This is a genomic window from Arcobacter sp. ISO1, from assembly GCF_058105185.1.
Window position 1 is genome coordinate 2,789,041 of sequence record NZ_CM176573.1, and the last position, 25,912, is coordinate 2,814,952.

The following is a 25,912-nucleotide window of genomic DNA, read 5'->3' on the forward strand; positions in this document are numbered from 1 at the left end:
ATTTATTTATGGATTAGTTATTGCATAGTTTAATAATTAAGATGTAATATAATAAAAAATTTGAAGGATATATTATGAGAATTGCAGTGCCAGTTAAAGATGAAAATCTAATGTTTTTTCCAAATGCAGGACACACTCCTAAATTTGCAGTATTTACTATGAATGGTACAGGTATGTTTAGATCATTTGAGTTAAATGAAATAAAAAATAACCCAAGAACAGATATTGACCATGATGAGCCAGAAGAGGATCATGAATGTAACCATGACCATGATGATGCAGATCATATTGAACAGCACAATAAAATGGGTAGAGTTTTAACAGATTGCGATTTTGTAGTTGTTAAAAAAGCTTGCAAAAATACAGCTAAATCTTTTACCTCTCAAGGGATTAAATTAGTTAAATATAATGGTGATTCATTTGAAACTAACAGTATATTAAAAGAGTTATCTTCTAAGTTCGCTTAGAAGATAACCCAGAAAGTAATAATACTTACTAGTAAGTATTATTATTAAATTTATCTTTATCTTTTATCACTTGTGCCGTTGATACAATATTCATAATCAATTCATTGTTAACATTTGAAAACTTTTCAATAATATAATCACAAGTGTTTAAAAGTTCATCCTCTTTTTGAAGTTCACCAAGAATTACTGTTTTGTTATGTAGTGCAATTGCAACTTGAGATATGATTTTTCCATCATAAGAATCAAATCTTTTTATAACCTCATCATAGGTTTCTATTGCTTTTAAATTTTTATTTAACTCTTTTAATCTACTAGCTTTATTTACTAAAGATTTTGCAATATATTCTAAAATATTTTCATTAGTTGAATTAGAGAATTTTTCTATTAATTCATCATAGGTTTCAATTGCTTTTTCATTATCACCTAATTTCGCAAATGTTAATGCAATATTGTAGTAAGAACTAACTAAAGTATTAAGAACTGTTGAATCAGTTGTATTTTTAAAGTTTAGAATCAACTCTTTATAAACTATAATAGAATCTTCTAATTTATTTAGCTCCCCTAAACAAATAGCTTTGTTTACATATGCTTTTGCTAAAACTATCTCTAAATCTTCAGATGTATCTTCAATAAACTTTTCTAAAAGTATGTTATAAACTTCTAATTCCTCTTCATACTTATTAAGCTTTGCAAAAACTAATGCCTTGTTATAATAGGCATAAGCTAAATACTTCAAAATAATTGAATCTTTAGAACTATCAAACTTATTAATTATCTCATCATAAGTTTCAATAACTTCTTCTGTTTCATTAAGATTTGTAAGTACAGTAGCTTTTCCCATTAAAGCATAAAATACATCTAAATCATTAGTTGCAAACTCAATAAGTTTTGGAACTAAATTTAATGAATCTTCAAATTCTTTTTTTGCAATTTTTTCATTAAACTCATCATAAAGTAACTCAAATTTCAAAAGGCACCTTCTTTATGTCTTATTTATTGAATTGTAATATTTTATTACTATGAGGCACTTTAAAGAGTAATTTAACAAAAAATATTAAATTTTTATTTCCCTTAAATATTTTTCAATCATTGGAAGATAATCTTTTCTACAAATAAGATGAGAATTTAGATTTGAATCAACTGGTGTCAATTTTAAATTTTCTTCATATCCAAACTTTTCTATAATCTGTTTTGAAAGTAAAGATACTCCTAATCCTGCTTTTACACAACCTAATATTAATTCATAGTTTTTTAGTGCTATGGTTTTATATTTCTCTTCTTTTGTTTTTTTAACATATTCTTCTAAAAATAAACAATAAGCGCAATTTTCTTTAAAAGATAAGGCACAGTTTTGTGCTTCTTTATCTTTGGGCTCCACAAAAAAAACTTCATCTTCAAAGGTGTTTAAAACCTCTATATCTTTATTGTTTGGGTCACCATTTATAAAAGCTATATCAACTTCATAGTTAAGTATCATATCAACTAAAGTTTTACTACTATCTATTGTAAACTCTATTTTCATATCTTTAAAATCTTTATTTAACATCTCAAGTATTGGAATTAATCTTATTGTTGCATTTGTTTGAGTTGAGCCAATTTTAAGTAGTTCTTGATGATTAATATTTCTCATTTTTAAATATGATTCTTCAACTTTTTTAACTATTTCAACTGCAAATGGTAAGAAACTTTCCCCCTCATTTGTCAAAATAACCCCTCTATTTGTTCTATGAAAAAGTTCACATCCAATGTTTTTTTCAAGTTGTTTTATTCTAAGAGTTACATTTGATTGGGTGAAGCCTAAATCTTTAGCAGCTTTTGAAATACTTTTTGTATTTGATACACTAATAAATACTTTTAATAAATTTGAATCCATATGCTACTCTTTAATTAAATATTGTATTGATTACTAAAAATGAAGCTATTATAAATAATAAGCCTTTTAATATCTTTGTATAGTATTTTACGTCAATTCTTTTTTTAATTTTTATTCCAAAAAACATACCAATACAAACTACTAATACTGTAGAAATTGAAATACCTAAGGTTTCAAGGGTAAAAGTTCCATAAAAAATAAATACTGCAATCTGTCCTATTTTTGTAAATAAAAAACATAAATTTGATAATTGAATTGTATCTTTTCTAGAATATTTCATCTCTAATGTATACATTATCATAAGTGGTGCAACTACATTTGTAAGTCCAGAGATAACTCCGCCAAATAAACCTAATCCATATGTTGATGACTTAGGATATTTAGAAACAAATGTTGCTTCTATTTTTACAAGCCCTTGTAATAGATATAAAAATATGATTCCAGCAAGTAGGAGTTTAAAAAATTCTGAATTAGAGTAAACAAGAAGTACTGTACCTAAGGCACTACCTAAAACCATAAGTAAAATTATAAACCAAAACTTTTTTAAAGCCTCAAAGAAGTTACCTTCACTAACTATACTTAAAATATTTACAGCCATTGTTGGTAAAAGCATAAATATAATTGTTGTTTGAATATCTGCCATTAATGCAACCAGTGGTGTTGATATCATACCAAAACCAAAACCTATTGCTCCATGTACAACTGAAGCCCATAATACAATTATGGCAAGAAGTAGAATAAAATTCATTTCCATCATTACAACCTTTAATATCACATATAATTATTAGTAATACCAAAAGGCATTACTAAAGATTATATCAAAACCAATATTAAAGTAAATGAAAATCAACTATTGGCAAAGTTGATTAAAGATTCTCCTTCTAATCTATACCCTATCCATTCCTCTTGAGATTTAGCTCCAATTGATTCATAAAAATCCCTTGAAGGTTTATTCCAATCTAAACAAGACCATTCAAATCTACCACAATCTTCTTCTAAAGCTTTCTTTGCTATATGTTTAAGCATAAGTTTTCCTGCTCCTATTCCTCTTTTTGATTGAGTTACATATAAATCTTCTAAATAGATACCATATTTACCAAGCCATGTTGAATAGTTATAAAAATATATTGCCATACCTATTGCTTTTCCATTCTCTTCACAAATTAAAGCTTTTACACTTGAATTTTCATTAAATATTTTTTCTCTTGTTTCCTCTACTGATGTAACAACAGCATCAGGTTCTTTTTCATAAATTGCTAGTTCCATAATAAAATCATAAATAATTTTAGCATCTGATATAACTGCATTTCTAATAGTAATTGACATTTTAAATCCTATAAAATTTAATTTCCAGAAATATATCAAAGAAAAATTAACTATCAATTAATATCCCTTTGCAAATCTAAAAAGAAATGATGATTTTTAATTAAATCTACAACAAAAATGTAAAGACTTGGATACAATTGCAAAAAAGGAAATTTTTGAAAAAAAGTTTTAAACTTCAAGCAGAAAATAAAAACCAAGACAGAGTTGTAGAATCAATTAAAAATGAGATTAGAAAATACATAAAAAGAGAACAAAGAAAAGCGCTTCCCGAAGGTAAAGACTTTTGGTTTTTTGATTGTAAATTTGCCAAAGATGATGAAACACCAGAAGAGATACCATTTTCAGATATTATAAAATTTGTAAATGAAGCGGATAATGAAAAATGCGAAACATTTTATTTAGAGATAATTTCAAAAGCTGAAAAAAGAGTTGAAAAAGTTGATGAAAGTGAAATAGAAGAGATAAAAGAAGATTAAAGTTCTTTATCTAACAAACCTTTAATATCATATTTTAAAGGTTTGATTTTTGTAGTAATTATCTCCCAAATTTCATCAGCATCTATACCAAAATAATTATGAGCTACAATATTTCTAAAGTCTTTAACTTTTTGCCAAGGTATATTTGAATATTTTTCTTTGAAGTCTTCATCAAGTTTTGAAATCATTTCACCAATAATTACAAACTGCATCATAGTAGCATCAAAACTTTTTTCATCATGATAAAAGTCATCAGCATTATCAAATTCATTTGTATAATTCTCAATTTTACCAATTGCTTCAATGATTGATAAAAGAGATAGTTTTAATTTAGACAAATTCAACCTCTTTTAAAATCTCTTGTTTAGATAAAGGTTTCAAATATTTTTCTCTAGCAATATCTACTTTAAGATGAAAAAAATCTTCTAAAGTTTTCTTAAACTCTAACTTTTTTTCATGTATATTTGTAAGATTATTTTCAAGTTCAATTAGAATATCTACATCACTACTATTTTTAGCTTCATCTCTAACATATGAACCAAATAGCCCAAGTTTAGTAATACCAAACTTTTGAGAAAATTCATCTTTGTGTTCTGATAAATAGTTGATAATATATTCTTTTGTCATTTTTTAATCCTTAGCTTGAAATTATTATACAATAAAAAAAATATAAATAAAAGGAATTAAATGTTTATATGTTATAGCTTAATAAACAATCAAGTGGAAAATTTTTCTATTGAAGATGACAACTCTTTTGAAAGAAAAGATTATATACTCACAAATGATAAAAAATTAATTATTAAAGAGGGGAAGTTTATAGAGGTCTCAAATCACTATGAAGTAGATAGTAGTAAAGATGAAGATGAGATTAGTGGATTAGATATAACAATATCTGATTATTTCATCATAGTTAAAAAAAATCATGAACCAATTACAATAAAAACTATTAATTCTATAAATGAAAATATTCCAAATATAATAAAAAAATATTATCCTGAAAGTTTACTTTAAAAGAGCTAGTTGTATGAAGATTCAAGGCGTGGATAGTTTTTATTGAAGGAGCTTACATGAAAGTAAGTGACTGAAAGAAAAACTATTTGCAACGCTGAAGATGCGTGCAAATAGTTCTTTTATTTTTAAAGTGCTCTTGCTGTGATTCTTGAAAGTCTTTGAGCAAACGCTACTGTATCAGTTATTTCCATACCTTCACTTAACTTAGCTTGGTCTAATAATACCCATGATACATCAGCTACTAAACCATCATCACTTAAACCATTTAATTTTGAAACAATTTCATGGTCTGGATTAATTTCTAAAATTGGCGCAGTTTCTGGCATCTCTTGACCCATTGCTCTCATCATTTGAGCCATTTGTTGCATTTGTGCATCACCTGCATCTTTAACAACACAAGATGGAGATTCAGATAGTCTGTTAGTTACTCTAACATCAGTTACTGCTTCACCTAAAGCCTCTTTGATTTTAGTTGTAATATCTTTGAATTTTTCTTCAACTTCTTTTTTCTCTTCTTCACTTTGCTCAACTTTTGGAGCTTCACAAGAAGTAATATCTTTGAATTCCCATTCTTTATAAGCACCATACATTGGAGTAACAATCTCATCGATCTCTTTATCATCTAAGATTAATACTTCAATATCATTTTTCTTATAACTTTCTAATAATGGAGAGTTTCTTAATACATTTTCATTTTCACCAACAATATAGTAAATAGATTTTTGTTCAGAATCAGCTGCTTCTTTGTATGCTGATAATGAAGTCATTTTAGCATTTTCTGTTTTTGTTGATTTAAATCTTAATAACTCTAAAAGTGCTTCTTTGTTTGTAAAGTCTTGGTAAGCACCCTCTTTTAATGGTCTATTATATTGCTCAATAAATGGTGCATATTTTTCTTCATCTTTTGAAAGTTTTTTGATTTCACCAAGAATCTTTTTAACAGAACCTTGTTTGATATTTGCCATAACTCTGTTTTCTTGTAAAATTTCCCTTGAAACGTTTAATGGTAAATCTTCACTATCAATAATACCTCTAACAAATCTAAGGTAAGTTGGTAATAACTCTTTTTCATCATCTGTAATAAATACTCTTTTTACATAAAGCTTTACACCTGGTTGATAATCTGCTCTATACATATCCATTGGAGCTATTGATGGGATATAAAATAGTGTAGTATACTCATTTACACCTTCTGCTTTTGTATGAATTGTAAGCATTGGATCTTGAGAATCATGTGAAATAGATTTGTAAAAATCGTTATACTCTTCTTGTTTTACTTTAGATTTTGGTTGCATCCATAAAGCAGTTGCTTCATTGATTTTTTCATTTCTATTTTCTTTTGTTGTTTTAGCTTCTTTTCCAGCTTTTTTATCTTCTTCACTTAACTCTTCAGTTACCTCTTCTGTATATGCTAAGTTAATTGGATATGCAATGTGATTAGAATATTTTTTAATTACTGTTTCAACTCTGTGTTTTGAAGTATAATCTTCAACTTCATCATCTTTAAGTTTAATATAGATTACAGTACCAGAAGAATCTTTTGTACAAGTACTTAAATCAAATTCGCCTGTTCCTGTTGATGACCATTTAAAAGCTTGCTCTTCGCCAGCTTTTTTAGAGATTACATCAACTTTTTGTGCAACCATAAATACTGAATAAAAACCAACACCAAATTGTCCAATTAGGTTTGAATCTTTTTTTGCATCTCCAGTTAAGTTTTCAACAAATGATTTAGTTCCAGACTTAGCAATTGTACCAATTGAAGCAATTAAGTCCTCTTCATTCATACCTATACCATTATCTACAATTGTAATTGATTTATCTTCTTCATCAATCTTAACTGTAATTTGCCCTGCCCAATCTTCTGGAAGTGCAGCTTTAATTTTTTCATCTGTTAACTTTAAATAGTTTAATTTATCAATTGCATCACTTGCATTTGATACAAGTTCTCTAATAAAAATCTCTTTATTTGAGTATAAAGAGTGTGTCATTAAATGTAATAATTGTCCTACTTCTGTTTGAAATTGATGTTTTGCCATTCTAATTTCTCCTATATTTTTTAATTTTTGTAATGAAATTTTAACAAAACTTTATAAAAGGAAGCTAAAGTTTTAGCTTTTTTTAGCACTTTTTAGTTTTAAGTGCTAATTTAAGCAAAAAATTGTAGAATTATCTCACAAAGGACTTACATGATTAAAGAAAAATTTATTGAAGATTTGAATGATATTTATGAGTACTTAGATTTTCAAAAAAACTCAACTAATAAACTTTTATCTTTTTTAGAAAATAATGAGTTTGAGAAATTAGAACTTATTGATGAGTTTGCAAAATTTTTAGACTTAGATATGAATGAAAATTTAAGAGTTGCATTAACAACAAGATTAGTTAATTTAAGAGATGATTCATTGGTTCAAGTTTTAAAAAAACTTGAGAAAAATGAAGAAGAGATAATAGAACTACAAGAAAAAGCATATTGTTTTGTAAGAGATTATTGGCAAGAAAAACATAAACATTTTATAGAATATATTAAACACAATAATCTTTTAACTCCATTTTACCAAGAGGTTTTCCAAGGTGTTTACAATGTTGGACTAAAAATGTCTTCATGGCAGAGTTCTTGGACTGCTCACATAATAAATGGAATTAATAAAGAGTTATCAAATATGTTTGATGGTGATGAAGCAAAGGTTATGGACTACTTAGAAAAAAATCATTTATTTGATTTAGGACATAACAATATATTAGCGGATAGATCATACTCTGCATTAATAAAAGACAAAGACCAATACCACTCAAAAGCATATATTGATTCTTTTAAAAAACAAACTACTGAAGTTATCGATGCTTTAGAAGATTTTGAAGAAGTATTAATTGAATTAGAAGATGAAGTTTATGAACAAAAATGGGATTATATCCTTTATATTCAATCATTAATTAAAGCCTTTGGTGAAAATAAAACCCACCTTTTAGTTGAAAAATGGGCAGATGTTGATAGAGCTTGGATGAAAATAAAAACTCCAATTCAAATAGGACATCCTTTAGAGTATTATGAAGACCATTATAGAAAAGCAGTTGCATTAGAATGGGATATAAGACTTACAAATCCACAATTTGCTCAAAATGATAATAGAGTAAATAAAATCAAATCTGCTTTTGAAAAAATATATGAAAAAACGCAGAAAACAAGTGAATATCAAAAGATATATGATTTCTCACTAAAATCACTTGACAAAGTTCAACTGTATGTTGGAAGACCTGCCCTATTCTTTGGAGCTGAATTCAATGGTTTATTCTCTGCTCAAGTTGTGCCAAATGATGAAGTTGTATCAAAAGAAGAAGGTAAAAAGATATTTGCATTTTCTGATGAGATTTTGCAAACAAGTCGAGCTAAACCATTCTTAAAACTTTCGCAAGAGATTTTCGGGCAAAAGTTTTTAAGCGAAGATAGAATTTTTCTTTTTAATGAAACTGAAGCTTGGCATCAAGTTTATGATATCTCAACAATCGGACATGAGTTTGGACATATTCTTTGGTGTGATGAAGAAACTGAAACTCTTATGAATAAAACTGGAAACTTCAAAAATATTGAAGAGTTTAAAGCAACAACTGGTGGTTTAGTTTCTTTCTTTTTAGATGAAAGCAATGAAGAAAAAGATTTAGAAAAACAAGTTTTAGTAGATACTATAAAAAGGGCTGTTAGTCTTATTGGATGGATGGAAGTTGATGAAGTGCAACCATATTATTGTGAAGGACTTATTCATCTAACAGGTCTATTTGAAACTAAAATTCTAAACTTTGAAGATGAAGAATTAATTATTGATATGAGTTCAACTAAGTATGATAAACTAAAACAATGGTATATCGACACCTATACTAATCTAGCAATTCATTATTTAGATAAAAAAGATGCCACAATCTTCTTAAATAACTTTGCAGAAAAAAAAGATAAATATTTTATGCCAACAAATGAAAAAATCAAATCATTTGTTAAATATTATTTTAAAAGATACCAAGAGATTGGTCAAGAATTAGATACATCAGATAAAAAAGAAAACTATTTAAAATAAGAGGTTTCCCCTCTTATTTGCCAATTGCAAAGGCATATAAAACTTGCGTATAATCACCAATAAATTCACAAACTTCATCATCATAATAAGCTCCAATACCAGAACATCCAATCCCTAAATAGTTTGAAGCTAAATAAAGTCTATGCCCTAATAATCCAGCCTTTTGATACATTGTTTGATAGTTCTTTGATTTTGAACAAAAGAAAAATGTTACTGCAGATTGACTACCTAGTTGTTGTTCTAAACACAAATATCCTGCTTTTGATAAAAAATCACCTTCTTTTATGTATTCACCATTTTTCAACAATCCAAGCTTCATACCTTGAACTCTATTTATCACATAATAAATATCTATCTCTTCATCACAATCTGAACTAACAACTTTATTTACATTTTCCATTATAGAATCGAACTCAATTTTTGTGATACTTTGCTGACTAAATCCTCTTATTGATCTTCTTTTTAGTATCACTTCTTTAAAATAGCTTTTTTGAAAATTGAAATTCACCTCTTTTAATTGAGGTTTTTTGTTTTCAATTTTTAAAGAATCAAAATAGGCATTTTCTATCATCTCATTTTTTTCAAAAACTAAAGTTCCATCAATATTTTCTAATTCAAGATTAACTTTTTTAACACTTTCATTTGTATTTTTTGTCAAAAAGACAGCTGAAGTAAAAAACTCTTTTTCATCAAAATTAAAAAGTTCATTCATTTTCTTTTTATCAAAATCATTTACAATCTTAAAGTTTTTATTGTGTAAATAAGAGGAAGCTTCAATTGAGCCTAAAACATGTCCCGCGTCAAGTAAACAGTACCTAAAAGCCCTATTCTTATATTTCCAAGAGCTTCTATAATAAAGTGAAGAGATTAAAAAAATAAACCCGTCTTGTTTTGTTTCTAAATCAAAATATGGCTCAAGTCCACTATCTTTGATTTCTTTTAGAAAAGTGATACTTGAACTTTTAATATCAAAGTGATAAATCCCATCTTCAAGATCTTTATTTGCTCTACTTTGAAAATAGATTTCATTTGGATATAAAGCCCCTGCACTTGGATTTATTCTTAAGTAGTATTCAACGCCAGGATAAGTTTTTTTTGCGTTTATTCCAGCAATTAAATAAATAAACTCATGATTTTGTTTTTTTGTATCTAAAGTGACTTTCTCATAAGTATCAGGATAAGATTTAAATACACTTGGTTGGTTATTCCAATCAAGTCTATTTGGATTATTTCTAATAGAAAAATAAGAGTGTTTTGTGTTCATATGATATTTAAAGTAATCATAGAATTCTGACACTCTTAATCCTTTTATTTTTTATTAGTAACAATTCCTGGAGCATCTTGAGTTCCAACATAGTCATCATAACTACTGTTATATCTCAAATATGCAAAAACTGCTCCAACTAGTAAAATACCAATAACTACAATTCTTACAGTATTTCTTTTTTCTTTTGACTCATTTCCGTTATAATCTTCAATTTTATCAAGGCTTAATTCATCATCCATATTACTTTTCATGACTAACTCCTTTTTTTTGAACAATAACATATTAGAACTTAAAATAAATGTCATAAGTTCAAGTTATACTATTTTTTAATATTAGTTTAATTTATTATAAAATTATAAATAATTCTTATAATGAAGAAACCATTATTTGATTTACTGTTACTGCTATCTCTTTTATATCCTTGTTCTCTTTTGACATAAATGTGTCAAGATTATCTCTTACTTTATAAAAAACTTCATGTTCATTTTTAACATAACTTTTAAAAGCATCTTCTGGATGTTCATCAACTCTTTTGAAATCTAATATTTTCTTTGTATAATGAACAACAATATGTTCTATAAATTGTAGGACTTGTCCCCTTAAAACCATATCATTTCTTGATTTTAATTCTATTTTATTTAATGACATTAAAATATCTAGAATATTAAATTCATGAATTAATAAATAAAATAATACTAATACATCTTTAAAGGTGTGACTTGTATTTGTTTTAATTACAATTGCAGGAACTGCAAATCTTAAATAATCAATAACACTAAAGAACTGATTAAATTCTAAATCGTCTTTTATGTATACTTTTAATCCACCTTCATGAACTTCTGTCAAGTGATTGAAAAGTTCGTTTTTGTGGTCTAGTATATGTGTAGCATCTAACTGATTTTTCTTTAGATATTTAACCATCCATCTTGTACTTACATATAAAGTATATTCAAGTTTAGATAACAATCTATATTGCTCTTCCACATCCATTATGTAATCTTGAGAATATATTTTTTCTTTAATCTCTTTTGTTCCAAATAGTTTTTTTGCTACTAGATAAGATTTTATTTTTAATAAGAATCTTTCATTGCCAAGTTTTTCATAATCACTAATAAAAGTACATCCTTGAGAATTGATTAAAATATCTGCCATCTTTGTAGCAATAATTTCTCTTTTTAATGGATGATTCAATAATTCATGTTCATACATTCCAACAAATGATTTCGGGAAATATCTATTTAAATAATCAAGGGCAAACTGTTCATCTACTAAAGTTGATCCCAATAAGATTTTCTTAACAAAGATTTTTGAATATGAAAGTAATGAACACAATACTGGTCTTACAATTGAACCATTAATATCTATTACCTCATGAATATTCTCATCTTTTGGAATAAAAAATGATGTTCTATTAAAAGCCTCTACATGATTTTCTAAAATATGAATTGTCTTTAAGAAGTCATTTCGATATCTCCTTGAAAATCTTTCATCAGAAGAGATTGCTAAAGCTTGATTATAAGTACTTTGTAACACTAAGTTCACAACCTGATCTGTTAATGAGTGAAGCATAGTTTTACTCTCATCATCACAAATATTTCCACTTATTTTAATTGTATTTAATAAGATTTTTAGATTTACCTCATGGTCTGAAGTATCAACTCCACCAGCATTATCAATACCATCAATATTTATTCTACCACCATTTAAAGCATATTCAATTCTAGCTCTTTGTGTAAATCCTAGGTTTCCACCTTCACAAACAACTCTCGCTTTCATTTCAGTAGCATCTATTCTTACTGCTTCATTTTGTTTATCCCCAATATCAATTGAGTTTTCATCACTAGCTTTTACATATGTTCCAACTCCACCGTTAAAGAACATATCAACTTCCATACAAAGCAACATTTTACATAACTCTTCACCACTTACAACTTTTCTTGTAGTTTTTATTAGTTTTTGAATTTCAGGAGTTAAACTTATCTCTTTTTCACTTCTTAAAAATACTCCTCCACCTTTTGAAATTGCTTTTTCATCGTAGAAGCTCCATCCAGAATTTTTATCTTCAAAAAGTCTTTTTCTTTCATCAAAACTCTTTTGAGGATCTGGATTTGGGTCAATAAATATCTCTTTGTGTCCAATAGCAGCAAGAAGTTTAAACTTGTCAGATTCAATCATGCCATTACCAAAAACATCTCCACTCATAGAACCAATACCCATAACAGTAATACTGTCTTTATAGATATCAACTCCCTCTTCAATAAAAAATCTTTTTGTTGACATTAAAGCACCACGTGCAGTGATACCTAAATCTTTATGACCATATCCATTTGATCCACCACTTGCAAAGGCATCACCTAACCAATAACCCCTTTCAATTGCAATGTTATTTGCAACATCACTCATCGCTGCAGTTCCTTTATCAGCTGCAACAACAAAATATGGATCATCGTCATCGTAAGCAACAATATTTTCATCTTTTACAATTTCACCATTTACCATATTATCAACTAAATCAAGATTTGCATTTATATACATTGAGTAAATTTCTTGAAAATACTCTTTTGTAATTGAAGAGTTGTTTTTATTGATTACAAAACCACCTTTTGATCCATCGGGAATAATAATTGAGTTTTTACCCTCTTGAGTAATCATAAGAGATTTTACTTCTTGTCTATAATCATCATGTCTATCAGACCATCTAAGTCCACCTCTACTAATTTTACTCATTCTTAAATGAACTCCATAAAAATCTGGATGATAAATAAAGTTTTCGAAATTTGGTTGTAATCCTTTTAAGTTTTCACCAAATTTTTTAGTATCGATTTTAAATGAAATTGTTTCTTTATTTAAAAAATAGTTTGTTCTTAAAAGTGAATGTAAAAATGATAGTGTTAATTTTAATATTCTATCATCAATAATGTGAGGAATAACCTTTACTAAGTTTTCAATATTTTCTTCTAATTTATCTAGTTTTGTTTTCTTTGCTTTTATCTTAGGATCAAATTTTGTTGTAAAATAATCCACAAACAAATTTGTAATAGTATGATGATTTATTAGTGTCTTTAAAATAGTTGCACTATTAATTGTTAATACAGACTGATCAATATATTCAATAAAAGCATTTACTAAAAAAATCTTTTTTAAATCAAAATCTTGATTTAAAACAAGAGAAAATGCCTTTGTATGTTTTAATGATTTGTCTTTTATACAGCTTACTATTATCTTTTCTAGATTCTCTTTAGCATTTTCGATTCTATTAAAATCGCCTGGTGAAGAGATATTAAGATTAAATCTAGAAACATAAATTAAATCTTTACCATTTCTTATATTGTATGTAACCTCATCAATAATCATAAACCCAATATCATGTAAAATTGGAGTTATTGAAGATAAAAACAACTGATAAGTTGAATAGATTTTTATACTTTTTGAATCACCATTATCAACAATTTGAGTTACAATGTTTTCATTTTGAACCTCATTAAATAACTCCTCTGATATCTTTAAGTCTTTTGGAGTTAATAATTGAGAACAAATAGCATTCAAATCCGAAGAGTTTTTAGCCATATTATATCCTTTGTAAACTAGTCTTATGATATGTTACTCTTAAAATATTAAGAAAATGTTAAAAAAATAATTAATTGTATAAATTATATCTATGTGGATATCTTATAAGTAACAGCGTTTAATAATTTCTTTATATCAGTTGGATCAAGCTCAATATCTAAACCTCTTTTCCCTCCACTAATAAATATTGTTTTAAAGTCAAAGGCACTGTTGTCAATCACAGTTTTTAATTTTTTCTTTTGACCTAAAGGGGAGATTCCTCCTAATAAATATCCTGTTACTTTTTGTGCTTCTTGTTTATCTGCCATAACTGCTTTTTTTGCTTTTAAAGCACTTGCTATCTCTTTTAAACTTAACATTGAAGAGACTGGTACAACCCCTACAGCAAGCTCTTTGGGACTTAATTCAACTAAAAGTGTTTTAAAAACTTGGTTTTTATCAAGTCCAAGTTTCTCAACCGCTTCATTACCAAAATCCGTGCATAAAGGATCATGGTCATATTTATGAATTTGAAATTTTATTTTATTTTTCTTAAGTAAATTAATTGCTGGTGTCATTTAATATAAATTCCTTTTTTATAAACTCTTTTCCATTTATAATTATTGATAAATAGTGTTTACCCAAATAATGTTTTCTAGTAGTTAAGTTTTTAAATTGTTGTTTTTTTAAAAAAGTTTTACTTTTACTATCAATATAATTTTGTGAAATCATAAATCTTTTTTTATTATGTGTTCCATTTGATTTTAAATAATCTATTTCATATTCTATTCTTAGATTTCCTAAAACTTCTTGTGAAACTAGTTCAAAAGAGAAATTTAAAATACCATTTAATTTTACTTTTTTATCATAATCAAAATTTCTAATATCAACATGACTTGATTTCCCTAAATTAAATAATTCTAAAATCTCTTCATTTGATTTTTTTAATAGTGTTCTACTTGCATGTTTGCAAATCCAATCAAGTTCTTTTGAGACTCCTAAATTCTTTTTTACAAAATCTATTACTAAGTGTGAATTATCCTTTGAAATATCATTTAAGTTATTAGCAACACTTTTTTGAACATATTTTGATTTATCATATTTTAAAAGTTCAATTATCTCTAAAACTTTTGAAGGGTTTTGTTTAAACTTAGGAAGAGCAATTGCCCATGGAAGTCTAGGACGACACCCTTCACAAGATAACCTTCTAATATGTTCATTTTTACTTTTTGCCCAAAGTTTCATTTGAGACATTGTTTTATCTTCATATTTTATAATAAATTGTCTAATTGCAAACTCACTACTTGAATCAATAGTAAAAATTTCCAATGCTTTCATTGAGTTTTCAAAATCTTCTAAACCATAAACTTCAACAAAATCTTGAAAAAACATAGCTTCATAAGATGAAAAATCTTTTGAAACTTCTTTTAAAACCTCTAATTGATTTTCATAAGATATTGGCAAGTATTGATTCAAACAAATAGCTATATGTCTCATTCTTTGTTTTAATTCAAGCCCATCCCATAACTTATCAAAAATAGAGTTGAAAAAACTCTCTTTTTCAAAATCTTTATAGTTTAATTTTATTTTATTAGCTAAGTTTGATATATACTCGTGGGTATAAATATTCTTTAATTGTTCTGCCATATTAGATTTTATATAAATAAAATTAAAAATTAACAATACTATTGAGATTTTTATTCTATAATTTAATAAATTTAATAGATTTTAGGAAAATTGATGTCATATAGAACTTTAGAAGAAGAGATAAAAATACTAGAGCTTGGTCTTCCACCTCAAGAAGATGATGGTTTTATTGGAGGGAAATTAGATCCAAATGAAGCAAGTTTAATCTTAATACCAGTTCCATGGGAAACAACTGTCTCATTTGGAGAAGGAACAGCAAAAGCTCCTGATAAGATTAAAATATCAAGTCATCAACTTGATTTAGAAACTTTTCATTATGAAAAACCATATACGGCTGGTATTACAATGCTTAAAACTGATAAAAAACTTTTAAAGCTAAGCAATAAAGCAAGAAAAAAGGCTATTAAAGTTATTGAAGCATTAGAAAGTAATTCAACAGACAAAAAAGCATTAGATTTTGTAAATAAAGCATCAAATATACTAAATAACTCTGTTTATAAAAAATCACTAAAACAATTAAAAAAAGATAAGTTTGTAGGTGTTGTAGGAGGTGATCATTCTTCACCTTTAGGTCTTTTAAAAGCATTAAATGATACTCAAACTGAAGAGTTTGGGATTTTACATGTTGATGCTCACCATGATTTAAGAGAGGCCTATGAAGGGTTTACTTATTCCCATGCATCTATTTTTTATAATACTATGAAAGAGTGTGAGAAGGTTAGCAAACTTGTTCAAGTTGGAATAAGAGATTATAGCAATGAAGAATCTTTACGAATGAAAAATTATAAACAAAAAGGTGCATGTTTATATGATACAAATATGCAACAACTTCTTGCCAAAGGAGAGTCTTTAGAAAGTATTTTTTCTTCTTATATAGAACAACTTCCTAAAAATGTATATCTTTCTATTGATATTGATGGATTAGAACCTTTGAACTGCCCAAATACAGGAACACCAGTTCCTGGTGGATTAAGATATAGCCAATTAGAACACTTAATTTATATGGTTGTAGAAAGTGGTAGAAACATCATAGGGTTTGATTTGTGTGAAGTAGGAAGTAGTGAGAATGACTGGGATGAGAATGTTGGAGCAAGGGTTTTATACCAACTTTGCTCTGCTTTACTTGCAAGTCAAAATAAAATATCATATAAATAAAATGACTTAAAAATATCCTAAATGTTGTTTCAAGTTGATTTTTCACATTTAACATACATTATGTATATTAAAGTTCTAAATATCGACATAAAATACACATGAAAATTATAACTTGAAATAAAAGTATAGAAAAAAGTCATCATATTTTCTATTGTTTTTTTACAAACTACCTTAAAATAAGCTCTTTTGGAAAATATAATAAATAAGTGCATTTAAGTGCTTTATTTATATAATGTATATTCAATAAATAGTTATCAGCTCGCCTACGGCGACCTGATAACGGCAGTACTGAGCGAGTTCTTGTCATCCTTCGCCTACGGCGTTCGGATAACAAGTCGCAGGAGCGAACACTCTTTTCCACTCATTCAGTTGGATTTCGAAAACTCCGTTTTCAATCCTCCTTTCTGAGTGTCGCTCAGCACTGCCGTTAGTCTCCATAGTAATATAAACTTTAAAGTATAGGATAAAGTGTACAAATGAATAAAAATTTTAGAATTTTAATCTTGATTGGAACAATAATATTAATAGTTACAACAATATTATATTTCATTGAAATAGGTTTCAAAAATATTATTGATACTACACTATTAAACTCAAATTATTTATTAAATGAATTGTTTACTGGCACAGCTGTAGGAGTTATAATTTTAAGTATTATAGTAGCTCTAATACTTAAACAGTTTGAAAATAAGAAAAATGAAAAAATTCCAGAAAAAGTTTATACCCATTTAGTACAAAAATTAGATACACAAGAAATTACAATTGAAAATAAAAATAAAATTATAAGAGAATGGAAAGAAAAATATGTTAGTTTAAAAAAAGGTTCAAGTAAAAAGTTCCAAATTGCATTAGAGAATGAAGATTTTGAAGAAGCAGAAAGACTTGAACTTTCTAACATAAATAAAACTGAAAATAAGCTTGCTACTTCATATAGTAGGCTTGGAAATATTGCATATCTTCAGTTTGATTATATTAAGTCAATAATGTATTATGAGAAAAGTTTAGAAATAAAAATAAAAACTTTAGGTAAAAATCATAAAAATATAGTATCAACATATAACGACATAGGAAAAATATATATTTCTACTGGAAAATATGATAAAGCAATATTATATTTTACAAATGCCCTAGATATAACATTAAAAAATGAGGGTAAATACAATACAAATCTAGCTGGTATATATGTTAATCTAGGAGTAAGTTCATATTCAAAAGGTGAATATCAAAACGCTATTGAATATTATAAAAATGCTTTAAAGATATTACTTGAAATCAATGATGATAGAGCTGATGAAATAATATCATATACATATAGTAATTTAGGTATAGTTTTAAAAGAAAAAGGAAAATATGATGAAGCAATAGAATATTATAAAAAAGCATTAGAAATACAATTAAAACTAGTAAGTGAAGACCATCCATACATTGCTGGATTATATAATAATTTTGGAATAGCATACAAATCAAAAAATGAATTTGATAAAGCTATAGAATACTATAAAAAAGCATTAAGTATTAATCTTAAAATACAAGGAGATAAACATCCTGATACAGCACTTACATATAATAATTTAGGTATAGCACATGGTTTAAAAGATGAATATGATAGTTCTATAAGTTATTTTAAAAAATCATTAGAAATACGACTAAAAACTATGGGAATTGAAAATCCTATTATAGCTTCAAATTATAGTAATTTAGGAAAGTCATATTTCAATAAAAAAGAATATGATGAAGCAATAGATTATTATAAAAAAGCGTTAGACATAAGACTAAAAACTGTAGGTGAAAATCATTTTAATACGGCTGAAACATACTATGACTTAGGTAAAGCATATGGATTTATAGGTAAGCATAATATTACAATAAATTATTTAGAAAAAGCAGTAAATATACAATTAAAAACAATAGGTAAATATAATCTTGATACAGCATCAACCTATCAATTTCTAGGAATAGCTTATGGTTGTATAGGACAATATACTAAGTCAATAGAATATTATAAAGTAGTTTGTGAAATAAAATCAAAAATACTTGGACAAGAACATCCTGAAACTAAGAATGTTATATTACAAGTTAATCAAATGATACAAATGTTAAATAAAATAAATAATGCTAACTTTTAAATATAATTGTAGTTTAAAAACTAACAAAACCTAGCAGAAAAATAGGGGTCAGGTGATAACGATAACTCTGAAATTTTGGGAACAAGATATATAATTAAGTAAAGAATGTATAATTTTAAATAGAAAATTCACTTAATCTTATGGTAAAATAATAATACAGATGAAAGATAAGATTAAAGATAACAATTAAAAAAGAGACTACTAAATATCTTTAAATAACTTTATATAATACCCAAAAATGCAGAATCATTATCTAAAGCAATTGAAAAATCCGGGGATTTTTCCTTTACTCTTGACAATACTTATTAAATTGCATATATTCTATTTATTAAAGGAGTTTTTGTGGAAAATTATTTTGATAAAGAGTTTGAATTGAGATTTTTTGAGTTGAATAGATTAGGGGAAGCTTCTCCTATTGCTATATTGACTTTGCTTCAAGAAACTGCTGCTGAGCATTGTCATTATGCTGGGCATAATCTTTTATCTTTGATGTCAGAAAATCTTGGATGGGTATTGCTATCTGGTATGATGCAAATGCAACGCTATCCTTTATATAAAGAAAAAATAATTATTAGAACTTGGATATCAAAATATCAGACTATTAGAGGATTTAGAGAAAATATCATTTATGATGAAAACTATAATATTATAGGAAGAGCTAGAGGTTTATGGCTTTTTTATGATATAAAAAAAAGAAGACCTACACGAATACTTCCAGACTTTTTAAAAAGATGGTCATCAGACAAATCAGTATCTCATGAACACGATATAAGTAATAAAATTGAAGCTCTTGATTCTTTTGAATATAGAAAAGAGTTTAAAGTTAATATGTATGATACTGATACTAACAAACATGTTAATAATCTTAGATATCTACAATGGCTAATAGAATCAATACCTAATGAGATATTAAATAACTATTATTTGTACTTTATAGATGGGCGTTTTATATCAGAGGCTCAATATGGTGATGTGATTTTATCTTCAACAAAAAAGGATAGTTCTGAAAACTCTTTTGTACATACTATTCAAATTAAAAGCACAAATAAAGTTTGTGCCACGGGTAAAACTATCTGGAAAAAATTTGAAAATTCCGGAGACACAATACTTATTTAATCCTATCTATACTCTTTTCCCAAACCAAAATACTATATAATAAATAATGTATAATCATTTAACTTTACAGATAAATGAACATACGCAGAGATATGATGTCCATTATGTCAACTAGTTTTTCAAGAATGATTTTTTCAAAACTATTTTAAGCTTAAAGCACAGATAAGAAAATAGGGGTCAAGTGATAACGATAAATCTGAAATTCTTGAACAGGATATATAATTAAGTAAAGAATAGAAAAATTCAATAAGCATTTAACGATTTAAAACCTTATTGGCCTTTGCCATCAGTGGAAATTGATAATGTTGCATATCAGACACAAACGCAATTATCTATGGTAGACAAACGTTTTGGAAATGCTATTGGTACAGATTTTATTGATACAGAAAAAGTAGGAAATAGTTTTGTTAAGCATACTTATATTTTAAAATATGACAACATGGCAATTAGGTATATGTGTATCTTCTATAAGCCAAAACAAATATGGAAAGTCAACTTTGTAATTTGGGATGGCAAAATTAAATTACTATTTAAATAGATAACAAAACCTTGGAAGAAAAACAAGGGTACACTGCGGTTAATTTAAACTTTTTAGAACAAAAAAGCTAAAATGAAAATTCAAATAATCAAGTGGCATCATCCCTTGTTTTTCAAGTCAACCGTTATCTAAAAAATCATACTTCTTGACAAAACGTACGATATTGAGTACAATATATAAAATTAACTTAAAGGGTTGAATATGACCAAAATTATGTCAGTAAGTCAAGTTAGAGCGGACATTTATAATGTCATGGATGAAACGGCACAGACTCATGAACCAGTGCTTATTACTGGAAAAAGAAACAATGTGGTTATGCTTTCACAAGAAGACTGGAATGCAATAGAAGAAACACTATATTTAAATTCTATACCAAATATGGCTTCTTCAATTCAAGAGTCTATGAATGCAGATGATAGTGAGTTTAGTGAAGATATTGAATGGTAGAGTATAAAATACTTTATAGTAAATTAGCATTAAAAGATGCTAAAAAACTATCAAGTGCTAATTTAGATAAAAAAGCTAAAGAGCTTATTGAAATAATAAGAAAAGATCCATTTCAAAACCCACCTCCTTATGAAAAATTAGTAGGAAACTTAAATGGTTCCTATTCGAGAAGAATAAATATTCAACATAGACTGGTTTATGAAGTAAAAGAAGATGAAAAGAAAGTAAGAATTTCTAGAATGTGGTCACATTATGGAGAATAAGATAACAAATCAGTGGAGCCAATAAATTACCCTAGCGGGAATTTATTGGCTAAAGTCAAACGTTATTTTAAAAATTTTTGTTTTCATTAACTCACAACTATTTTTATTATATTTCCAACTAACATAAAAACAAGTACAAAGACAAGTACTTTTTTTATAAATTCTTCTCCACCTTTGATAGCATAATGACTTCCAACATATGAGCCAGCTATATTTGCTAATCCCAAAACAATAGCAACTCCCCATAATACTTTTCCTGCAAAAATAAAGGCAATAGCAGAACCTACATTTGTAGCAAAATTTAAAGGCTTAGTTGATGCTGTTGAAACTAAATAATCAAGATGCAAAAACTTTTTCATAGAAATAGTCATATAAGTTCCTGTTCCAGGACCTAATAAACCATCATAAAATCCAATTGGAGCAGTTGCAAGAATAATATTTTTATTATTTAGTTTTGTTTTTTCTTCTACTATTTTTTTACTTTTTTTAAATAAAAATACCATAGCAACAGGAATAGCTAAAATGATAGCCCAAGTAATTATCTCATCAGATACAAACATTATTAATCTACTTCCAATATAAGAAGCCACTAGACAAGGAATAATAGCGATACTTACAACTTTCCAAGATATCTTTTTACTAAGTGCATATTTAATTGTTGCCATTAAAACACCAACTAAACCAGCCATTTTATTTGAAGCTAAAACATGAATAGGAGATAAACCACTTAGAAGTAATACAGGAACTTGTACCATTCCACCACCACCAGCTATTGAGTCTATATACCCTGCTAAAAAACCAGCAATAACAAATCCTATTACCCAATAAAGAGTAATATCAGCAAAAAGTTCCATGGGAAATCCTAATAAAAATAAAATAAGAGTAGCAAAGAAGCTACTCTATTTGAATATGTTTTGTGTTTAAGAATTATGCAAATGCAGGTTGCAAGAAAGGAATAACTTGTTTTTTTCTAGATAGACAACCATCTAACCAAACTTTACCATTTTCTAGTTTTACATCAAATGCTTTTTCAAAAATAGAAGAATCACTTGAAGAAACTAATACTTCAGACCCCTCTTTCATAATATCAGTCAATAATAAACAAGCAGTATGAAGATTGTTTTCTTCTCTAAGTTTGTCTAAATCAGCTTGTAATTCATCTTTGATTGAATCAAAAATTGCTAAGTCAATAACTTCTAATTGCCCAATACCAACATCATTTCCATGCATGTCAAAAGGTTTATAATCTCTTAAAATCAAATCTCTAACAGGAGTTCCATCAACAGCTGATTTTACTTTAAACATCTCCATACCAAGTTCACCAAAATCATCAACCTCTGCAATTTCAGCTAATTCTCTAACTACTTCGATATCTTTTGGTGTACAAGTTGGTGATTTAAAAATTACAGTATCACTTAAAATAGCACATAACATAACACCAGCAATCTCTTTTGGTATTTCTACTTTATGATAATCATACATCTCTTTAACAATTGTATTTGTACAACCAACAGGTCTAATCCAACACTCTAATGGAGTTGAAGTTGTTAAGTCACCTAATTTGTGGTGATCAACAATACCAACAATAGTTGCTTCATCAATATCTTTTGGAGCTTGTCCTCTATCAGAATAATCAGTAATAAAAATCTCTTCACCAGCAAACTCTGTTTTAAGCATAGGAGCATCAAAACCAAATTTATCTAAGATAAATTGAGTCTCAGGAGAAACTACTCCTTGTCTAGCTGGAATCGCTTCACGTCCAATTTTATTTAAAAGGTACCCTAAAGAGATTGCTGAACAAATAGAATCTGAATCAGGAGTTGTATGTCCACATGTATAAATTGCCATAAAATATATCCTTGTTATCTTTCTTTTTGCGTGATTCTATCTAAATCTCTTTTAGGATTATTTTAAGTCTTAAAGCTACAATAGATTAAATAGAATTATTTCAATTGAAAAAGTTAGAATGTCAAAAAGGAGAAATTATGATAAATAAAAATTTAGAAAAAGCATTAGTAAAACAACTTAACAAGGAATTTCATTCTGCATATCTATATTTAGGTATGAGTGCATATTGTTCAAAGGAGGGTTTTAATGGAGCTGCATCTTGGTTTTTAATTCAATATCAAGAAGAAGTTTCCCATGGAATGAAATTTTTTAAATATTTAGAAGATCAAGATTCAGATATTGAACTTCCAGAAATTAAAAGTTCAAGAGTAGAATATAAATCACTTTTAGATGTATTTATAAAAGCACTCCTACATGAACAATCAATGTCAAAAAATTTAAATAATCTTTCTGATTTAGCGATGAAAGAAAAAGACCATGCAACATACAATCTACTACAATGGTATGTTACAGAACAAGTAGAAGAAGAAGCAACTTTAAGTGAAATAATTGATCATATAAAACTTGTTGGAGACAATGGTTATGGATTATTTACAATTGATAAAGATCTAGCAGGAAGAACTTTTGTAGATCCAACTACTAATTAAGCTTAGGTAAGAGGGGCACCTCTTGCTTTATTCTTCTATTTTATTTTATAAACTTTTTTTAAATTCTCATTATTTTACAAAATTATTTCTATTCTAATACTATTACGATACCTTTAAAAGTTATAATAGTTTCAAATGTTTAAGGAGTATATTTTGGATAATCAAATTTTTAGAAATTTCAATAATACCATTGGCTATTTAATATTTAAAAAAATATTGATTTCGTATATTATTTTTGCTTCATTATTAACCTCATACCAAATATACTCAGAACTTAATACATCAGTTAATAGAATGGGAAAAGATTTCAATCAAGCATTTAAACATTTTAATAAAAGATTGACTTATGGAGTTTGGTTTGATGATAAAGATAATTTAAAAAATATATTAAATGAAATGATGCTAGAACAAGATGATATAAAGGGAATCTCTTTAGTTTCAAAAAACAAAGTTATTACTTTACGGGGACTTGTTGACAAAAAATTAAGAGATAAATACAAAGGGAAAGAAAGAGATGAAAACTTTGTCTATTCTGTATCTCCTTTAATTAGCTTTAATCATAAAATACACAATTTCGTTGATGGAAATGGTGAAGAGATAGGAACTTTAACTTTTTATACTACAAAACAGACAGTCTTTGATTATACAAAAGAGACAATTTTCTTAATTATTTTCAATATTATTTTAAGTATATTACTTTTTTGGGGATTGACAGTTTATGCAACCCACAAATATCTTACAATGCCTTTAAAAGAGTTAATTGATGGTATTAAAAGTTTTGAATCCCATGATGATGAGAAAGTTGCTATTAAATTAGATTTAAAAAACATGAGAGAGTTAACAATTCTAGCAAAATCTTTTAATAAAATGTCAAGTAAAATAAGTGAAGATATCATCAACTTAAAACAGCTAACTATGATTCAAAACCAACAGAAAAAAGCTTTAGAAGAAGCTAACAAAACAAAAGATGATTTCTTAGCAAATATGAGTCATGAGTTAAAAACTCCACTTAATTCTATTAATCTTATTAGTTCTATAATGATGAAAAATAAGTCTGATAAATTTGATGAAAAAGATATTAAAAACTTAAAAATTATAAACAACTGTGGTAATGATTTACTTTTCTTAATCAATGACATTTTAGACCTTTCAAAATTAGAAGCTGGAAAAATGAAACTAAATTATGAGTTGATAAATATTGAATCTTTTATTCAAAAAATAAATGACATGTTCTATCCTCAAGCAAAAGAGAAAGGTATTAAGCTTGTAACTAAAATTGATAAATCTTTAAAAGAGATATATACAGACGAATCAAGATTAAATCAAGTACTTAAAAACTTAATTGGAAATTCAATTAAATTTGTAAAAGATGGTGAGATTAGATTAATTGTTCAAGAAAAAGAAGAAACCATACAAATTGTTGTAAGTGATGATGGAATTGGAATTTCTGAAGATAAACTAGAACATATATTTGATAGGTTTAAACAAGCAGATGGAAGTACAACTAGAAAATATGGAGGAACTGGTTTAGGTTTAGCAATTTGTAAAGACTTAATTACTCTATTTAATGGTTCAATAAATATAGAAAGTAAAGTTAAAATAGGAACAACAATAAAAATAGAGATACCAAAAAACCTAGATATGGTATCTAGTGAACAAGTTACTAAAAAAGTAAATAACTCAAATAAACTTGAAGATTTAGAACATGAATTTTTATTTGATATGGAAGATGAAAAAGAGGATAATCAAACAAAAGATACATCTAAAATTTTAGTGCTAAATAGTGATCCAATTAGTTATATGAGTTTAATAATTGAATTTAATAAAAACTTCCAAACTCAACAAATCAACAATACCATTGATATGTTCAAAAAACTAAGAGACGAAGAGTTTGATTTACTTGTTATTGATAATGAGTCGTTGGAAGAATCAAATATTGAAAAGATTTTAAATTTAGAGGTTAATTATCTTATTGCAACAAAAGATAGTGAACAAATTAACGAAAATATAAAAGAAAAATCAAAAGGGATTCTACATAAGCCTTTTGATAACAATCTAGCAGTTGAGAAGGTAAAAGAGATTTTAGCCTAAA

26 protein-coding genes are annotated in these 25,912 nt (G+C 27.0%); 12 read left to right on the forward strand and 14 right to left on the reverse strand.

Features of this window, described 5'->3' with window-relative positions; translation table 11 throughout:
• The first annotated feature begins 74 nt into the window (after positions 1-74).
• Positions 75-467 (forward strand): NifB/NifX family molybdenum-iron cluster-binding protein, encoded by a 393-nt coding sequence (locus AC2TY9_RS13810; protein ID WP_489778102.1) that lies wholly within the window; start codon positions 75-77, stop codon positions 465-467.
• Positions 468-495: 28 nt separating this feature from the next.
• Here AC2TY9_RS13810 and AC2TY9_RS13815 read toward each other — a convergent pair whose 3' ends face one another.
• From AC2TY9_RS13815 to AC2TY9_RS13830, 4 genes are all read right to left on the reverse strand, one after another.
• Entirely contained in the window at positions 496-1,437 is a 942-nt protein-coding gene (locus AC2TY9_RS13815; protein WP_489778103.1) for a tetratricopeptide repeat protein, read from the reverse strand.
• 84 nt (positions 1,438-1,521) lie between these two features.
• Positions 1,522-2,340, reverse strand: a complete 819-nt coding sequence (locus tag AC2TY9_RS13820) for a LysR family transcriptional regulator (protein WP_489778104.1) — start codon at positions 2,338-2,340, stop codon at positions 1,522-1,524.
• 10 nt (positions 2,341-2,350) lie between these two features.
• Positions 2,351-3,094, reverse strand: coding sequence for a sulfite exporter TauE/SafE family protein (locus tag AC2TY9_RS13825; RefSeq protein ID WP_489778105.1), 744 nt, complete (start codon positions 3,092-3,094; stop codon positions 2,351-2,353).
• Positions 3,095-3,186: 92 nt separating this feature from the next.
• Positions 3,187-3,666 carry a GNAT family N-acetyltransferase gene (locus tag AC2TY9_RS13830; protein ID WP_489778106.1) on the reverse strand — a complete coding sequence of 160 codons (480 nt, stop codon included), beginning with the start codon at positions 3,664-3,666 and terminating at the stop codon, positions 3,187-3,189.
• A 155-nt stretch (positions 3,667-3,821) separates the two neighbouring features.
• Between AC2TY9_RS13830 and AC2TY9_RS13835 the strand changes: the two genes are divergently transcribed.
• Positions 3,822-4,142, forward strand: coding sequence for a DUF6172 family protein (locus AC2TY9_RS13835; protein ID WP_489778107.1), 321 nt, complete (start codon positions 3,822-3,824; stop codon positions 4,140-4,142).
• Here the strand turns inward: AC2TY9_RS13835 and AC2TY9_RS13840 are convergent.
• Entirely contained in the window at positions 4,139-4,480 is a 342-nt protein-coding gene (locus AC2TY9_RS13840; RefSeq protein WP_489778108.1) for a HepT-like ribonuclease domain-containing protein, read from the reverse strand. The genes AC2TY9_RS13835 and AC2TY9_RS13840 overlap by 4 nt on opposite strands.
• On the reverse strand, positions 4,473-4,769 hold the full coding sequence (locus AC2TY9_RS13845) for a nucleotidyltransferase family protein (protein WP_489778109.1): 297 nt from the start codon (positions 4,767-4,769) through the stop codon (positions 4,473-4,475). Before AC2TY9_RS13845 ends, AC2TY9_RS13840 begins: the two co-directional genes overlap by 8 nt.
• A 60-nt stretch (positions 4,770-4,829) precedes the next feature.
• Between AC2TY9_RS13845 and AC2TY9_RS13850 the strand changes: the two genes are divergently transcribed.
• Positions 4,830-5,153, forward strand: a complete 324-nt coding sequence (locus AC2TY9_RS13850) for a hypothetical protein (protein ID WP_489778110.1) — start codon at positions 4,830-4,832, stop codon at positions 5,151-5,153.
• 125 nt (positions 5,154-5,278) lie between these two features.
• Here AC2TY9_RS13850 and htpG read toward each other — a convergent pair whose 3' ends face one another.
• A complete protein-coding gene (htpG, locus tag AC2TY9_RS13855; RefSeq protein ID WP_489778111.1) occupies positions 5,279-7,192 on the reverse strand; it encodes a molecular chaperone HtpG in 1,914 nt (637 codons plus the stop codon).
• Positions 7,193-7,342: 150 nt separating this feature from the next.
• On the opposite strand from htpG, the gene ciaB reads away from it, so the two are divergent.
• A complete protein-coding gene (gene ciaB / locus AC2TY9_RS13860; protein WP_489778112.1) occupies positions 7,343-9,220 on the forward strand; it encodes an invasion protein CiaB in 1,878 nt (625 codons plus the stop codon).
• Positions 9,221-9,233: 13 nt separating this feature from the next.
• On the opposite strand, the gene AC2TY9_RS13865 is transcribed toward ciaB, so the two are convergent.
• The 5 genes from AC2TY9_RS13865 to AC2TY9_RS13885 form a co-directional block, all read right to left on the reverse strand.
• Positions 9,234-10,517 carry a SagB family peptide dehydrogenase gene (locus AC2TY9_RS13865; protein ID WP_489778113.1) on the reverse strand — a complete coding sequence of 428 codons (1,284 nt, stop codon included), beginning with the start codon at positions 10,515-10,517 and terminating at the stop codon, positions 9,234-9,236.
• Positions 10,518-10,528: 11 nt separating this feature from the next.
• Positions 10,529-10,738, reverse strand: coding sequence for a hypothetical protein (locus AC2TY9_RS13870; protein WP_489778114.1), 210 nt, complete (start codon positions 10,736-10,738; stop codon positions 10,529-10,531).
• A 115-nt stretch (positions 10,739-10,853) separates the two neighbouring features.
• Positions 10,854-14,054 (reverse strand): NAD-glutamate dehydrogenase domain-containing protein, encoded by a 3,201-nt coding sequence (locus AC2TY9_RS13875; protein ID WP_489778115.1) that lies wholly within the window; start codon positions 14,052-14,054, stop codon positions 10,854-10,856.
• Between the two features lie 89 nt (positions 14,055-14,143).
• Complete coding sequence (ybaK, locus tag AC2TY9_RS13880; RefSeq protein ID WP_489778116.1) at positions 14,144-14,611, reverse strand: Cys-tRNA(Pro) deacylase; 468 nt, start codon at positions 14,609-14,611, stop codon at positions 14,144-14,146.
• Positions 14,595-15,680 (reverse strand): DNA alkylation repair protein, encoded by a 1,086-nt coding sequence (locus AC2TY9_RS13885; protein WP_489778117.1) that lies wholly within the window; start codon positions 15,678-15,680, stop codon positions 14,595-14,597. Before AC2TY9_RS13885 ends, ybaK begins: the two co-directional genes overlap by 17 nt.
• Before the next feature lie 93 nt (positions 15,681-15,773).
• Here AC2TY9_RS13885 and AC2TY9_RS13890 point away from each other — a divergent pair, with 93 nt between their 5' ends.
• The 6 genes from AC2TY9_RS13890 to AC2TY9_RS13915 all read left to right on the forward strand — a co-directional run bounded on the left by AC2TY9_RS13890 (position 15,774) and on the right by AC2TY9_RS13915 (position 21,325).
• Positions 15,774-16,835 (forward strand): arginase family protein, encoded by a 1,062-nt coding sequence (locus AC2TY9_RS13890; RefSeq protein ID WP_489778118.1) that lies wholly within the window; start codon positions 15,774-15,776, stop codon positions 16,833-16,835.
• Between the two features lie 476 nt (positions 16,836-17,311).
• Positions 17,312-18,961, forward strand: a complete 1,650-nt coding sequence (locus AC2TY9_RS13895) for a tetratricopeptide repeat protein (RefSeq protein WP_489778119.1) — start codon at positions 17,312-17,314, stop codon at positions 18,959-18,961.
• 342 nt (positions 18,962-19,303) lie between these two features.
• On the forward strand, positions 19,304-20,077 hold the full coding sequence (locus AC2TY9_RS13900) for an acyl-[acyl-carrier-protein] thioesterase (protein ID WP_489778120.1): 774 nt from the start codon (positions 19,304-19,306) through the stop codon (positions 20,075-20,077).
• A gap of 280 nt (positions 20,078-20,357) precedes the next feature.
• A complete protein-coding gene (locus tag AC2TY9_RS13905; RefSeq protein ID WP_489778121.1) occupies positions 20,358-20,615 on the forward strand; it encodes a hypothetical protein in 258 nt (85 codons plus the stop codon).
• A 201-nt stretch (positions 20,616-20,816) separates the two neighbouring features.
• Positions 20,817-21,062, forward strand: a complete 246-nt coding sequence (locus AC2TY9_RS13910; protein ID WP_489778122.1) for a type II toxin-antitoxin system Phd/YefM family antitoxin — start codon at positions 20,817-20,819, stop codon at positions 21,060-21,062.
• A complete protein-coding gene (locus AC2TY9_RS13915) occupies positions 21,056-21,325 on the forward strand; it encodes a Txe/YoeB family addiction module toxin (RefSeq protein ID WP_129062160.1) in 270 nt (89 codons plus the stop codon). The genes AC2TY9_RS13910 and AC2TY9_RS13915 overlap by 7 nt, the downstream gene beginning before the upstream one ends.
• An 86-nt stretch (positions 21,326-21,411) precedes the next feature.
• Here the strand turns inward: AC2TY9_RS13915 and AC2TY9_RS13920 are convergent, their stop codons facing one another.
• Together AC2TY9_RS13920 and AC2TY9_RS13925 are read right to left on the reverse strand one after the other, a co-directional pair.
• Positions 21,412-22,179 (reverse strand): sulfite exporter TauE/SafE family protein, encoded by a 768-nt coding sequence (locus AC2TY9_RS13920; RefSeq protein ID WP_489778123.1) that lies wholly within the window; start codon positions 22,177-22,179, stop codon positions 21,412-21,414.
• Positions 22,180-22,252: 73 nt separating this feature from the next.
• Positions 22,253-23,173, reverse strand: a complete 921-nt coding sequence (locus AC2TY9_RS13925; RefSeq protein ID WP_489778124.1) for a manganese-dependent inorganic pyrophosphatase — start codon at positions 23,171-23,173, stop codon at positions 22,253-22,255.
• Between the two features lie 137 nt (positions 23,174-23,310).
• Here AC2TY9_RS13925 and AC2TY9_RS13930 point away from each other — a divergent pair, with 137 nt between their 5' ends.
• The gene (locus AC2TY9_RS13930; RefSeq protein WP_489778125.1) at positions 23,311-23,820 is read left to right on the forward strand and encodes a ferritin; all 510 of its coding nucleotides are present in this window, start codon (positions 23,311-23,313) and stop codon (positions 23,818-23,820) included.
• A 153-nt stretch (positions 23,821-23,973) separates the two neighbouring features.
• Complete coding sequence (locus AC2TY9_RS13935) at positions 23,974-25,911, forward strand: sensor histidine kinase (RefSeq protein ID WP_489778126.1); 1,938 nt, start codon at positions 23,974-23,976, stop codon at positions 25,909-25,911.
• The last annotated feature ends 1 nt before the right edge of the window (position 25,912 follow it).